14 protein-coding genes and 1 pseudogene are annotated in these 14674 nt (G+C 34.8%); 1 reads left to right on the top strand and 14 read right to left on the bottom strand.

Features of this window, described 5'->3' with window-relative positions; all coding sequences use genetic code 11:
- Positions 1-6 precede the first annotated feature (6 nt).
- The 13 genes and pseudogenes from AM499_RS17910 to AM499_RS17850 all read right to left on the bottom strand — a co-directional run bounded on the left by AM499_RS17910 (position 7) and on the right by AM499_RS17850 (position 12457).
- Positions 7-1671, bottom strand: coding sequence for a sensor domain-containing protein (locus AM499_RS17910; protein WP_053591478.1), 1665 nt, complete (start codon positions 1669-1671; stop codon positions 7-9).
- A 273-nt stretch (positions 1672-1944) separates the two neighbouring features.
- Positions 1945-3339: an MATE family efflux transporter gene (locus AM499_RS17905; protein ID WP_053591477.1), complete on the bottom strand. Its 1395-nt coding sequence runs from the start codon at positions 3337-3339 to the stop codon at positions 1945-1947.
- Between the two features lie 349 nt (positions 3340-3688).
- Positions 3689-4048 (bottom strand): hypothetical protein, encoded by a 360-nt coding sequence (locus AM499_RS17900; protein WP_053591476.1) that lies wholly within the window; start codon positions 4046-4048, stop codon positions 3689-3691.
- A 125-nt stretch (positions 4049-4173) separates the two neighbouring features.
- Positions 4174-4644 carry a glutathione peroxidase gene (locus AM499_RS17895; RefSeq protein WP_053591475.1) on the bottom strand — a complete coding sequence of 157 codons (471 nt, stop codon included), beginning with the start codon at positions 4642-4644 and terminating at the stop codon, positions 4174-4176.
- 21 nt (positions 4645-4665) lie between these two features.
- Positions 4666-5100 (bottom strand): MarR family winged helix-turn-helix transcriptional regulator, encoded by a 435-nt coding sequence (locus tag AM499_RS17890; RefSeq protein ID WP_053591474.1) that lies wholly within the window; start codon positions 5098-5100, stop codon positions 4666-4668.
- 147 nt (positions 5101-5247) lie between these two features.
- The gene (locus AM499_RS17885; protein WP_053591473.1) at positions 5248-5775 is read right to left on the bottom strand and encodes a GNAT family N-acetyltransferase; all 528 of its coding nucleotides are present in this window, start codon (positions 5773-5775) and stop codon (positions 5248-5250) included.
- 2 nt (positions 5776-5777) lie between these two features.
- Entirely contained in the window at positions 5778-6653 is an 876-nt protein-coding gene (locus AM499_RS17880; RefSeq protein ID WP_053591472.1) for a DMT family transporter, read from the bottom strand.
- 27 nt (positions 6654-6680) lie between these two features.
- A pseudogene (locus tag AM499_RS22445) lies at positions 6681-7201 on the bottom strand (tubby C-terminal domain-like protein).
- 203 nt (positions 7202-7404) lie between these two features.
- Positions 7405-8352: an NAD-dependent epimerase/dehydratase family protein gene (locus AM499_RS17870; RefSeq protein ID WP_053591471.1), complete on the bottom strand. Its 948-nt coding sequence runs from the start codon at positions 8350-8352 to the stop codon at positions 7405-7407.
- Between the two features lie 482 nt (positions 8353-8834).
- Positions 8835-9560, bottom strand: a complete 726-nt coding sequence (locus tag AM499_RS17865) for an IucA/IucC family C-terminal-domain containing protein (protein WP_053591470.1) — start codon at positions 9558-9560, stop codon at positions 8835-8837.
- Complete coding sequence (locus AM499_RS17860) at positions 9561-10373, bottom strand: ABC transporter ATP-binding protein (protein ID WP_053591469.1); 813 nt, start codon at positions 10371-10373, stop codon at positions 9561-9563. It abuts the gene before it with no gap.
- Positions 10374-10400: 27 nt separating this feature from the next.
- Positions 10401-11456, bottom strand: coding sequence for a FecCD family ABC transporter permease (locus tag AM499_RS17855; protein WP_053591468.1), 1056 nt, complete (start codon positions 11454-11456; stop codon positions 10401-10403).
- Complete coding sequence (locus AM499_RS17850; protein ID WP_053591467.1) at positions 11453-12457, bottom strand: FecCD family ABC transporter permease; 1005 nt, start codon at positions 12455-12457, stop codon at positions 11453-11455. The genes AM499_RS17855 and AM499_RS17850 overlap by 4 nt, the downstream gene beginning before the upstream one ends.
- Positions 12458-12654: 197 nt before the next feature.
- Between AM499_RS17850 and AM499_RS17845 the strand changes: the two genes are divergently transcribed.
- Positions 12655-13632, top strand: a complete 978-nt coding sequence (locus AM499_RS17845; protein ID WP_053592269.1) for an ABC transporter substrate-binding protein — start codon at positions 12655-12657, stop codon at positions 13630-13632.
- Positions 13633-13728: 96 nt separating this feature from the next.
- On the opposite strand, the gene AM499_RS17840 is transcribed toward AM499_RS17845, so the two are convergent.
- A complete protein-coding gene (locus AM499_RS17840) occupies positions 13729-14631 on the bottom strand; it encodes a DMT family transporter (protein WP_053591466.1) in 903 nt (300 codons plus the stop codon).
- Between the last annotated feature and the right edge of the window lie 43 nt (positions 14632-14674).

The raw sequence follows: 14674 nt of genomic DNA, 5'->3' as shown, positions 1-14674 counted from the left end.
CTTCTCTTAGAAACGTTTTACTTTATATAGGTTTTTTCCGGCTCTTTTAGCTTCGTACATAGCAAGATCTGCATTTCTTAACATAACGCTATCTGTAATATTATCCTGCGTGGATAAAGCTATACCCATACTTATCGTAATAGTTAGTTCTGCATGTTCAATATGCCATGTACCTTCCATTACTCGCTGTATTTTTTCCGCGACTTTAATAGCTTCTTCCTCATTTTCTACAAATGGGAGCATTACAATAAATTCGTCTCCTCCTAGTCGAGCAGCTATATCATGGGATTCAATAGATTGGCTTAGTCTCTTACTAAATTCCTGAATGACAAGATCACCAATATCATGTCCCCATACATCGTTAATACACTTGAAGTTGTCTATATCTAGAAAAATAATAGTAATTCCTGTCTTTTTTCCTTTAAGTAGTTCTGAAAATCGGTCACTTAGAAATCGCCGATTTGGCAAACCAGTCAACGAGTCATGATAGGCAAAGTACTCAAGCTTGTTTTCATACTCCTTTTGTATGGATATATCTCTAGCAGTCATGACCATAAACTGAAATTGATGTTCATCACTATAGACGGGTGATCCACTAATTTCGGTCCAAATCCAACCTTTCTTTTCATGCTTTGCTCTTAGCTGTATTTGAAATGGTTTTGCATGACGAATGGATTGCTCGAACCTGTTTTCAAATAATTTAATGTCATTTGCATGAATATTAATAGATGGAGTTTGATTGCTATTATTCTCGTAATCGTATCCAAATACTTCTCTACTAGATGGCGAAACATACAAATATTCTTTGTTATGATTCATCATTATAACGACGTCATGGACGTTTTCAGTGATAATTCGAAAAATCTGTTCACTTTCCACATATTTAGATACTAGTTTGTCCAATTCCCTCATATCTTTTACAATCACATATATACCACTTATTATATGGTGAAGATGAATAGGGATGAATTTGACTAAGCAACCAATACGTTCGCCAGTTTTGTCTACAAAGTTCAGACGATAATCTTTTAAATCCCCGTTAATCGATTCAGTAAAATATTTATTTGCGCTCTCCCGATCTTTTGGGTCAACAAACTCGATAAAGTTTCTACCTATTAATTCCCCTATACTATAATTACTTAATTTTTCTGATGTTTTATTGCCACCTAATATATGACCATGCAGGTCTATTGTAAAAATGGCATCTGAATTTTTATAAAATAAAGAGCGGTATTGAGATTCGGCTTTTACAAGACGATTTTTCGTTATATCTCTGTCTGTTTCGGCTATTTTTTCATTTGTAATATCCTGTGTAATAGAACTTATATGAGTAAAAGACCCATCCTCGTTAAATATAGGTGTTAGTGTAGACTTCCCGTTTCTAATCTCGCCATTTATATTTGTATATGTAGCTTCAAATGTTACAGACTCCCCAGTTTTTAAAACTTTTGTATATTGTGCTTCTAATAAGGACGCCTTATCAAAATCGTGTACTTCTCGAAATGTCCTACCTATGGCTTTTTGGTCTAGTCGAATGGTTTCCATTGCTGCTTTATTAAAAAAAGCATAATAGAAATTAGTATCTTCTCCTACCTCCATAACAAATACCATTTCTTGTATCCCTTCCATCAAAACTTTTATGAAAGAAAGTTCCATTGATTTTTTGATCAAACTAATTCACCTCCAATTCAAGATACTTATATTCTAATTAAAACATATGATTGTTTAGATATCCTCTTATTTTTTTCTTGTATTTATTGTCATTTAAAAGCGCTAATAGCTCCGTTTAATAGAAAAACCTCTTTTCTATTATTTTCAGAGTGGTATGGATAGGGGGGTCATAACATCATTACCGCGTGATATTTGCGAGAGAATAGACATTGCCCTATTAACACCTCATATGCTTCTGAAAAACCTTTTAAACAACTAGAAAAGACGAAGCAATTACAATGCTTCGCCTTCATTTGATATAGTATCTTTCCCTTTAGGATGAATAAGTGCAAACTTTTCCCATTTCCTACTCTTCCATCTAAAATACATAATAATTGCACGTGTCCATTCGTCAGCTGCAATTGCTAACCAAACACCTGGAAGCCCTAAGTCTAATACAAAAACTAAAAAGTAACCAAGTGGTAAACTCATCATTACCATAGACAAAGCACCCATGAGGACCGGAAAGCTTGCGTCCCCCGCTGCACGCAAAGAGTTTATGATGACGATATTCATAGTACGGCCAGTTTCTAGTACTAAACTTAGCAGTAATACAGATGCCCCAATTTTAATGATTTGCTCATTATCCGTAAACAGGCTCATGAACGGAACTCTGAATATCATTACAATCGAAACCATTACTAGTGTGAAAAGAAGCGCCCATTTCACACTAAACCAGACAGATTTATAAGCTTCGTCCTTTTCATTTGCCCCAACGAATCTACCGACAATAATTGCAGTTCCCATACCAATTGCAACAGCAAAAAGATACGTGAACATAGAAATATTGACCGCATATTGTCTAGCTGCTAATGATTCTGCGCCTAGGTAAGTAACGTAATATAAAAATACAATTTGACAGCCCTGATATAAAATTTGTTCAAATGCAGACGGAAGACCAATTTTTAATATTTTTTGAATATATTCTTTGGAGATCGTAAAGTAATATTGCACTTGAACACGATATTCCATGACTCGATATAGCAACCAGAAGAATACTAGCAATGCGATCAGCCGACTGACAACGGATGAGATTGCTGCTCCTTGGACACCTAGTTCTGGAAAACCAAACTTACCGAAAATAAGAGCATAGTTTCCAAGTACATGGATAATATTCATACCTAATGAAACAAACATCGTCTGCTTTGTATAGCCATGTACACGGATAATTGCCGCCAATGCATTGATGACCGCTTGTAGAAAAATAGCTCCACCTACAATAGAAAGATACTGATGTGCATGAACTAACACATCTCCTGTTAAATTCATGGCAACCATCATGCTTTTGGAAAACAATACAAATCCGATACTAAGTAAAATCCCTACTCCTAAATTTAACGTTACTGCTAAGCCAGAAATTTTTGAAGCCTCTATATATCGCTTAGAGCCTAAATATTGTGAAACAACAATAGCTGCTCCGTTTCCTACTACTTCGAGCACTAAAATAGCGATGTGAATATATTGGTTTGCTGCTCCTACCCCTGAGACCGCATCATCAGAGAGAGCACTCAGCATGAAAGTATCCGCAATCCCCATGAGCATAAACAAAAACACTTCTAAAAAAATAGGCCAAGTTAAGTGAAATAAACTTAACTTTTCCCCTAAATCATTCTTCTTACTAAAAGCCACTAATATTCCTTCTTTTCAATTGTTTTTCAATAAGATGAATCTTATCACAAAAAGGTTATTCGTACTATCGAATTTATGTTAATTTTTTAAGATTATACAACTAAAAAATATACAAAGAAATAAAATAATGGTCATCACTTTAATAGGACGACCATTCAGACAGTAGACAAACTCAAAGAATTTTGCGTTTATAAAGTTTAGGGAAAATAACCAAAGTATTGAACGAGAGCGATATGCTATTTACTTGTTAAAATACATATTAAATGGCAAAAGGTATCAAGAAGTCGCCATCTCAATACCTTTCGTCTATATTCTGAGTGGTCTTCCCTATACGAGGACGACCACTATTTTATTTCTCAATACCTATATGTTTATGAATATACTCTTTCAGTGCTGGTGGAGATAATTCTATTTCGTTTATTAGAAGACTATCCTTTACATACGCTAGTTTATTTCTCTCTGTCGCATATGATTGGATATGTAAAATACTATCAATATGAAGAATTCCTTCATTTGTAATCCCTAGTTCCTCATTCTCGTTACTCATCCATCCCTCTTCAAGAAGTTCTGCTATTATTTTATCAAAGTCTGGAAGGCTGTCTGTTACAGTGTCTTTTAGTTCTTTCAAAGCTTCTTCTTTATTTTCTTCTATAAAGTTATAAACATAATAAGCCAATAATATTTGATCATTTGATGTAAGTTTCCCCATTTTTTCTCCTCCTCATAAACCCTTTCCATCATTATTCCTTTTTTCTGAGGTACTTAAACATCATTGTTCCTATCAAAAAATGACTTGAATCACTATAACAGATTCAAGTCATCCTCTTATAATTTTTATAAAACGTGTATGATTTCTTTTTCAAATGATTCTGGGTTATCAGTTGGGGAATATCTTTCCACTAAATTGCCCTCTTTATCGACAAGAAATTTAGTAAAATTCCATTTAATACTGTTTGATAGGAATCCCTTACTGTTTGTGGTTAAGTATTTAAATAAAGGATGTGCTTCCTTTCCATTTACTTTTACAATTTCATGCATTGGAAATGTTACACCATAGGTCATCCGACAAGCTTGGGCAGCTTCTTCTGAATTGGTCACCTCTTGATGAAATTGATTGGATGGGAATCCAAGCACCACCAGGCCTTGATCTTTGTATTGATTGTATAGCTTTTCCAATCCATCAAACTGATTGCTAAGACCACATTTTGTGGCAGTATTAACGATTAGCATCGGCTTTCCTTTATAATCGTTTAACTCGTATTCGACACCATCTGAAGTTTTTACTTTAATATCATAAATACTCAACATTATCACTCCTGGAATTATTTATTCTACCTGTGTCAAGAAATTATTTAAACCTTTCAAGTTAGACATGAGTGTTTGCGTGTTTATATCTAAGAAATTACAACTTATTATTTTGTCCATAATCGCCTTTTCTATCGGCTTCTTTTCTCTTTTCGCTTTTTCTGTCAAAGAAATAATAAATGCTCGCTTATCTTTATCACATTGTATCTTGTGTAACCATCCACTATCAATCATTCGATTTATAATAGGATTTAATGTCCCTATTCCAAGACCTAATCGATTACCGATATCCTTTGTTAGTAAATAATCTTCCTCCCATAGCGCCAACAACACTAGATACTGTGTAAACGTTAATTGAAAAGGCTCCAAAGTTCGAGCATATAATTTAGAAAAATTACTTGAAGCTTTGTACACCTCAAAGCATAATTGCTGATCCAGTTTTGAAGATTTAGCCATATAAACCACCTATACATAAATAATTATACATCGTACACGATATATTATTATTCTATAGAAGACCGTACAAAAAGTAAAATAAAAAGCATCTATCCTAATAAAAAAAGTGTATGTAGTTTTCACTTAGAAAACTTCCATACACTCCATTTAAGACTTATACTCCATCAGCCAACAATCTTTATATTCCCCTTCATGTAATTCTCGCTTAGGTAATAATTTTATCTTTTTAAAGCCGCACTTTTCATAGCAGTGAATCGCCCTTTTATTCCAAGTTTGCGGATCCATCACAATGATTTCTGCTTGTTTGTGTTCAATTAAATAGGAAACCATAGCACGAACGAATTTTTGTCCAATCCCTTTATTCCAATGCTTGTTTTCTCCTATGAATTGATCCATTCCATAGATATTCTCCTGTGTATACCCGTACTCTTCTTTTGTTTCATCATCTAATCGATAAAATTGAATATAACCCACTGCTTCCTCTTCCCACTCAACCATACAACCAACTTCATCTTCTGGATGAAAAAATACTTGTATAACCTTCTCTACATTAAATGGATTGTCCCTACCTTCGTAAAATTCAAGAACAACAGGATTGGAAAGCCACTCTGCTAATTTATGTCTATCTTCAAAATCTAATTCACGAACGATTAATCGACCTTTTTGAAATAGCATACTCATCCTCCTATGGAAGTTGTTTTTGGTTTAATTATAGTATAGATAATTCCTACGAAAATGAGGAGTATCCCAACGGTTTGTAATATGGATGGACGAAAATCTAATATAATAGTATCGAGTAAAATTGCAACGACCGGATCAACAAAAACCAAGGCCGATATGACGACAGTCGATAACTTTCGTAAACTATCAAAAAATAAATAATAGACAAAACCGGTATGTATCAATCCTGTTCCTAAAATATAGAACCAATTGGACCCACTTAAACTATGAAACACATCAAAATCCATAAAGGGGAAAAGTATAAGAATACCAATGGCTGTTTGGAGAAACGTCATTGCATAAGCACTCAAATGATCAATTCCTTTTCCAAGTAGCATGGTCATTGCATAACATAAGGCCGATAAAAACGCCCAGACAAAACCTGAATCTAAAAAGTTTGTCCATGAACTAAAATCTTGTAGTCCAATAATCAATATGCTGCCAAGAAAACATACAATAATAGCTAATAAAGAGGCGATACTCATCTTTTCTTTTAAAATCAAACTTCCTAATATCAATACAAATATAGGAGCAAGATTATAAATAGAGATGGCAATCGTAATCGACATTTCTTCAAAGGCTTTAAATAAAAACACCCAGTTAAGCACTAGAAAGATTCCACAAGCGATTGTTTGTAAAACTTCTCTCTTTTTCCAAACCTCCACTTTGTGTTGCCCTGAAATGACCCAACATAATCCTAAAAAAATAGTCGCACAAATACAACGGACAAAAACCAATTCCACCGCTGGTATGCCTGTCTTTCCGGTAAAAAAACCGATAGAGCCAAATATGGCCATGGATAAAGTCATTTTGAACATTGCTGCTCCATTCATCTAATTAAACCATCCCTTCCCAAGATGTCACCCTCCAACAAACAATGCACATTGACTAATAGCTATAAAGAAAGCAACGTTTTGTATTGGTGAGTCATCTTCTATTTCTAAATAGATTGAAAACTGATCTCCTATTTCTGCCTTCCATCGAGCAATTTCTTTTTCGTTATGTGTAAAAAGAGACCAGTTCTCCATTTCTTTTTGAATTCGGATTTGTATGTTACCATCAGTAATCGTAAGATCTGGGATTAGTTCTTTCCATTTGTCGTAAGCTACTATATATGTCTTTTGTTGTAAATGGTCTATCGCTTCATAATAAACTCTACCTTTTTTGGAAACTTTTTTACAAGTAAAACAAGTGTTTCATTCGCATCATAGACTTTATAGTATAAAAAATAACGATAGTCCATTGCTTTATCAAAGAATTTTTTTAGGCTATTTGAATAATACCGTTCAAATGAATGAGTAATTTTTCCGGTATCATCGTATACATGGATTCGCGTTGTTGTTTCAATTGCATTGGGATGTTTATATGTATATTTTTGCATATATTATTCTCCTTTTAAATGTCTCCCTATTTCTTTAACCTTATCATACTTAAAACCTGCTTTAGAACAAAATTCTAAAGCAGGTTTTGACGTTGATAATTTAGTATATCTTCTAACGATTTTTTGAATGGAATTAAAGGTTCCCTTCCCGACTCTAATAACTCCTTAGTCATTTGGCAATCCTCTAATCTTCTAAGCACAATCTACTCATTTACTTCTTCCTCTTGTACATTTATAGCGGAAGCTTTGTGGAAATAATACGTCTCCCTTAATCCCTCTTCTATCGTATACAACGGATTCCATTTTAAGATGTCTAGTGCCTTTTGATTACAAAGACAACTATGTTTAATATCTCCTTCTCTTGGAGATGTAAATTCTTTTGGTACTTGAACTCCGTTTATGTCACTTATTAGAGAGAGTATTTCATTAATAGAAGTTCGTTGTGAGGTGCTAATCTGTATCGTTTCTTGGTCTCCACACTCTATACTTGCGATATTCGCATCCACAACATCTTTTACATAGACGAAGTCTCTAGTTTGTTTTCCATCCCCATGAACGCTAATTTTTCCACCCTTATTAATAAGATCGAAAAAGACAGATACAACTCCGCCCTCTCCTTTTGGCATTTGTCTAGGTCCATACACATTTGCAAATCTCAAAATTGTATAGTTTTGTCTATAAAGCTCATAAAAAAGCCTTATGTAGGACTCAGCAGTCAACTTGGATAAACCATAATAAGAAGATGGGTCAGTATCATCCTCTTCGTTTAAGAGTCCTTTATCTAAATTTCCATATACTGCGGAAGTACTTGCGAAAATAAATTTTTTTACCCTTGCATTTTTGCAGGCTTCTAACATATTAATAGTTCCAATAATATTGACATCCGCATCATAACTAGGATTTTGTACAGATTTCCCTACATCCGATTGAGCAGCTAAATGAAAAATTGCATCTGGTCGAATATTCGTAATTATATTTTTTGCGTCTTCACTACAAATATCAACTACATGCATATGTGCTTGCGGATTTACTTGCCCAATTTGTCCTGAGCTTAAATTATCAAGAACGTGTACCTCCATTCCTTTCGAAATAAGTTTATCTACTAGATGCGAACCGATGAAACCAGCACCCCCTGAAACGATTACTTTCATAACTAATCTCCTTCTATTTTTCCATACTATATGCAGTACTAAAGATTATTAATGGGACATTTGCCAACAAATATAGATTCCTAAAAAATAGATGATTGAATAGCAAGGACATTCATTCATCGGAAAATTGTCTCTAATAACGGTGTTTCATTAGAATATGAGAATATCGTAGAATGAGGAGGGTTTATAGAAACAATGGAATTAGGGTTCGGAAGAATATGGCTATCTTAGAAGATAATACGAAGTTTTATGCTTTCGAGGTGGGAATGATCTTGTAGAAGCGGTAGCGTAGCAAAGTAAGATTATTTCAGATAAAAGAATGACATGTTTAATCGCAGAAATTGTAGCCCCTTTATCAACTGTTTTAAATAAAGTTTCAATCAAAATTTCTCCAACCTCTTTAAATAAAGATGAAATTAAAGAATTATTGACTGAAGGTGGATTTTTAAAGGAAAAAGAAAAAAACTAGACATTTTTGGTGTCTAGTTTTTTATATGCGGACAGGTTGTGCAATACTTACCACTATTCGTTAAATGCGAATAACAACAAGTAATTCTTTTCCTACTTCTAATTCCTAACTCTTTTTTGTAATATCTTGCTAAAGGATTTTCACTATACTCCCCAAAGAGCTTACTTGAAGTACATGAAAGGATAAAATGAAAGTCTTCCTCTGCACGTTTTACAACATTTCGAGATATTTCTTCCTCTAGCAGAACAGTCTCATACAGCCAGAAAATATAAACCGCAATATTTTCCCACAAAACAAGCTTCGACACTTTCGAGACATTAGAGAGAATGTTTAGTATTGGTGATAAGTGTTCTTTAAAAAGGCTCTCTATACTGCTTTCCCGCCAATCCTCTCGATTCCCTTCGAGATTTTGCACATCTAGATGGTGAAAGTAGAAAAAAGGAAGCCAAAGTTCATCACTATCTTTCGTTTCTAATGAGACATTTTCAAATGAGATATTTAATCTTTTATTACAAGTGGTTATCGTATACAAATAAATAACAGACAAAAATGCATATCTTTTTATAAAAATAGACGCTGCAACCTTTATATTAGCAGCCCCAATGTGATGCTGTAAGGAAACTAAATAACTCTTTAAATAGGATTCATCCAAGAGTTTTGACGTTTCAATTGAAAGAGAAGAATCCAATTTTTCTGTAGTCAAACGTAATGTTCGGAGTTTATCGAGATTTAAATTCAATTAAAGTCCTACTTCCTCTAAAATGCATCTTCCCTTACCAAATGGAATACATAATGGCGTACCAAAAAGAGGATCTTTTGTAATCTGACAGTCCATACCAAACACATTTTTTACTAACGGACAGCTTATAATATGCTCTGGTTTACCTTGTGCATAAATTTTCTGATCCTTAATCGCAACTATATTATCCGCGTACCGGCATGCCAAATTTAAATCATGTAGCACCATTACGATTGTTCGTTTCTCTTTTTCATTTAGTTCATAAAGTAAATCAAGAATCTCAATTTGATGTGTCATATCAAGATATGTAGTCGGCTCATCCAAAAGGATAATATCCGTATCTTGAGCTAAAGTCATAGCAATCCATGCTCTTTGGCGTTGCCCTCCAGATAAAGAATCTACCGGACGATCTTTTAAGTCTTCAATACCTGTTGCTTTTAAGGCATTTGTTACTTTTTCTTCGTCTTCCTCTGTCCATTGCTTTAACCATGTTTGGTAAGGATATCTTCCTTGTTTTACTAATTGAAGCACAGTCAAACCTTCAGGGGCAATTGGAGACTGTGGTAGAATAGACATTTGCTTTGCAACATCCTTTGTGGACATTTTAGATATTGCGTCTCCTTCTAGCAATACTGCGCCGGTTTTCGGTTTTAACAATCGAGCAATTGAACGAAGAAGTGTTGATTTTCCACACCCGTTTCCACCAATGAAAACAGTAATTTCCCCTTTTGGTATTTGAAGATTTAAATCATTTATAATAATACTCTCCCCATACGAGAGGGTTAAATTTTGTGTTTCAATCACTTGTTTCATTTCAATACACTCCTTTTTTCAATATCACTATGCATTCCTTGTTTTAAACAATAAATAAATAAAATAAGGTGCCCCTATTCCTGCCGTAAATACACCCGCAGGAATTTCCAAAGGAGAAAACATTGTTCTCCCGATTAAATCAGCTAACATAACCAATATCCCACCGATTAATGCCGACACTGGTAAAAGTGCTCCAAAAGAAGATCCTACTAATCTTCTTGCCATATGAGGAGCCATTAAACCGACGAATCCAATACCACCCGCAAATGCTACAGAACCTCCTACAAGTGCAGTGCTTACTAACAATAAGAAGAAACGTTGTCGTTGAATACTTCCCCCTACTCCTGTAGCTATGTCATCTCCAAGCTCTAAAATATTTATATTTTTTACCATAATGAAGGCAATCGTAACAAAAATAATCGTCCACGGCACTAATATAGCTACATTACTCCAGCTAGAACCATAAACACTACCAGTAATCCATATATTCGCTTGGCTCGCCCTATAAATCGGTCCCATAATCATCATCAATGTAGTTAATGCTTGCATGAGCGCCGAAATCCCTATTCCGATAAGCACTATTCTTATAGGTGATACGCCGTTTTTCCAAGCTAGAACGTATACTAGGAGCGCGATGACCCCTGCACCAACAAACGCTGCAAGAGGTAGCCATTTAATACTTACCGTTAAAGAGTTATTTGTATCACTGAAGAAGGATAAAAAACTTACAACTGCCACGGATGCTCCGCCAGTTATTCCTAAAATGTCCGGCGAAGCTAATGGATTTCGTATCATTCCTTGAAGGATTCCACCAGCTACCGCTAAAGCAATCCCTACCATTAGTGCTACAATAATTCTAGGTAATCGGAATGATTGGACTACAAGCTGTTCCATGTCGCTTCCACCACCAAAAAGAACGCTCAAGACCGTTAGAGGGCTTAATCTCATATCGCCTAAACCAGTGCTGACAATAAATACAACTCCCGTAATTACAAGGAAACTTATTAAAACGAATATAGCTTTTTTATCAAATAGAAAGGATATTTTTCCTTTTAACGCTCTAAAGCTTTTGTATTGATTCATCGTGCATTAAACCCCTTTCTTGCAATGTAGATGAAGAATGGAGTCCCTATGATAGCAGTCATTACACCTACTGGAATTTCTTGAGGCATAATGATATATCTCGCTAATATATCTGCAACAAGTAACAAAATTCCTCCTAGAACACCTGAAAAAGGTATAAGCCAACGATGATCAATACCAACGATAAATCTAGTAAGATGGGGAACCACAATTCCAATAAAGCCAATCGGTCCGGTGATAGCTACGGATCCTCCTGCTAATAAAATGACGATAATTGCCACTATAATTTTTAAAAACCCAGTATTTACACCTAAGCCTTTGGCAACATCTTCACCCATAGATAGAACATTCATTTTAGAAGCTATAATAATAGAACCTAACCAACCTAACAGTAAATAAGGTAAAACATTTAATAAGATTTCCATCTTTCTACCTTCAACTGATCCAGCTAACCAAAATAGCACCTGCTCAAAAGCAGCTTCATTTATAACAAGAAATCCTTGTGTAAAAGAGGCAAACATAGCTGACATAGCGGCTCCAGCTAGAGTTAGTTTCATAGGTGTGAGCCCTTCTCTTCCTGTTGCGCCAATAGTATATACAGCAATTGCTGCTACAGCCGCTCCTAAAAAGGATATCCAAGTAAATGCTTGAAGATTACTTACCGAAAATAAAGTAACTGCTAAAACTACTGCAAATCCAGCTCCAGCATTCACACCAAAAATCCCAGGCGAGGCAAGTGGATTTTTCGTAAGAGTTTGCATTAAGACCCCTGATATGGCTAAGCTACTTCCAACAGCAGCAGCAATAAGTGCTCGAGGTAACCTCACTGTTTCAATCACTATATGTTCGTTGGAACCATTATTATTTTGAAAAGCATCTAGAATCATCTTCCAAGAAGTTTCCGTATATCCGTAAACGATACTTGCACACATTAATAAGACTAATAGAGAAACGGCTATGATTAGACCAAGTAATCTTTGCCCATTTGATTTTAATAACATAACAGTAACCTTCCTAAGACACTTTTATAAACGCTATTTACCCCCTAGTCTATTGTAAGTTTAATGGAGTGTCAATGAGTTTGAGAATCATTTTCAATTTCTTATTGACATAAGTTAAATAGAGCACTATTATAAAGCTTGTATTGAAAATGATTATCATTAACATTTAAATTTAGGAGGCAATCTAAGTGAATAATATGAAAAAGTTTTTCGCTATTATTTCTATATTTTCTTTATTGTTATTAACAGCGTGCGGACAAACGAAAGAAGACGCTACTACAACAGGTAAAGAGAACCAAGAAGACACAAGCTATACAGTAGAACATGCAATGGGTACTACTACAATTGAAAAAACACCTGAGAAGGTTGTAATTCTTACTAACGAAGGTACGGAAGCCTTACTTGCTTTAGGAGTAACACCTGTAGGTGCTGTTCAATCTTGGTTAGGAGATCCTTGGTATGACCACATTAGTGAGGATATGAAGAACGTAGAAGTTGTAGGCGTAGAGCAAGAGGTAAATTTAGAAAAGATAGCAGCCTTAAAACCAGATTTAATTATTGGGAACAAACTACGTCAAGAAGCTGTTTACGAGCAGTTAAGCGCAATTGCTCCTACTGTATTCTCTGATACATTACGAGGAGATTGGAAAGAAAACTTCACATTATACGCGAAGGCATTGAACCTAGAAGAAAAAGGAAACGAAGTATTAAGTCAATTTGACGCTCATTTAGCAGAAGTAAAACAAAGTCTAGGGGATAAAGTGAACCAAGAAATTTCTGTTGTACGCTTTATGGCAGGTAAATCTAGAATTTATTATACTGACTCGTTCTCTGGAGTTATTTTTGATCAATTAGGATTTAAACGTGCTGCACAGCAAGCGGAACTTTTTACAGCTGATAACAAGCTTGGCAATTTAGCTATAGAAGTAGGGAAAGAAGTTATACCGAAAATGGATGGAGATGTGTTATTCTACTTCACATATGCACCACAAGGTGACCAAGCAGCCCTAGATACCGCTGCTGAATGGACGAACGATCCTCTTTGGAAAAATTTAAACGCTGTTAAAAGCGGGAATGTTTATGAAGTAAGTGATGCTATTTGGAATACAGCCGGTGGTGTTTTGGCGGCAAATATCATGTTAGATGAAATTGAAGATATCTTTAATAAAAAATAAATAAATGATAAATAAAAAGACTACAGACAAACTCAAAAAATAAGTTGTTTGTAGTCTTTTTGTTTTAGTAGGATTAAACAATTTATATTTAGTCTACTAGTTGTCTAGTTTTTTTACCTTTTCATTTCGTTTTATTTGCTGCAGCAAAAAGAAAAATACTCCCAGCAACACAAGTAGGCCTCCCATAATTTGCATGGCTACGAGTCGTTCGTTTAAAATAATTGCCGCTAAAATAGTCGCCCCTACCGGCTCTCCCAAAATACTCATAGATATAGTAGTTGCACTAACAAAATTCATTAGCCAGTTGTTAATCACATGTGATATGGTCGGCACTATTGCAAGTAGCACAAAAATACCCCATTCTTTTGCATCGTAACCACTTATCTGAACGCTTGTTGCAATATTGTACACAATCAACGCAACTGCTGCAAAAGCGAAAACAGAAAAACTATATATCCAATGGGATACTTTTTTGACGACACTTTGTCCTATTAATAGATATCCCACCACAGCAATGACACTTAAGAATGAAAGGATATCTCCAATAATCGCATTTTTACTTAAACCAAAATCACCCCACCCTACCATAACTGCTCCTACAACTGCTATTGCCATCGTCATTAAGGCAGATTTAGTTGTTTGTTCTTTAAAGAAAATCGCACCACCAATCAAAGCAATAATTGGTTGGAGAGCAAGAATAATTGTAGAACTTGCTACAGTAGTTAACTTTAACGAACCAAACCAAAGTGCAAAGTGAAGTGCTAAAAATAAGCCAGAAATGAATAACAAAACCCATTCTCTTCTAGTTATTTTTTGAAACTCTTTTCTTTTAATCAATACAATTGGTAATAATAAAAAGCATGCTAAAATCATGCGATACATACTTAAAATAGTTGCTGGTGCATTCGACCATTTCACAAAAATCGCAGCAAAGGAAATTGCAACTATAGAAATAATCAATGGTAATACGATGGATTTCGATGTAGTTCCTTGACTCATTATAACTTACCTCGTCTCATAACTTCCCTTATTTTCTTTTCGT

Source organism: Bacillus sp. FJAT-22090 (assembly GCF_001278755.1).
Classification (GTDB): domain Bacteria; phylum Bacillota; class Bacilli; order Bacillales_A; family Planococcaceae; genus Psychrobacillus.
This window is presented reverse-complemented; position numbering and strand designations above follow the sequence as displayed.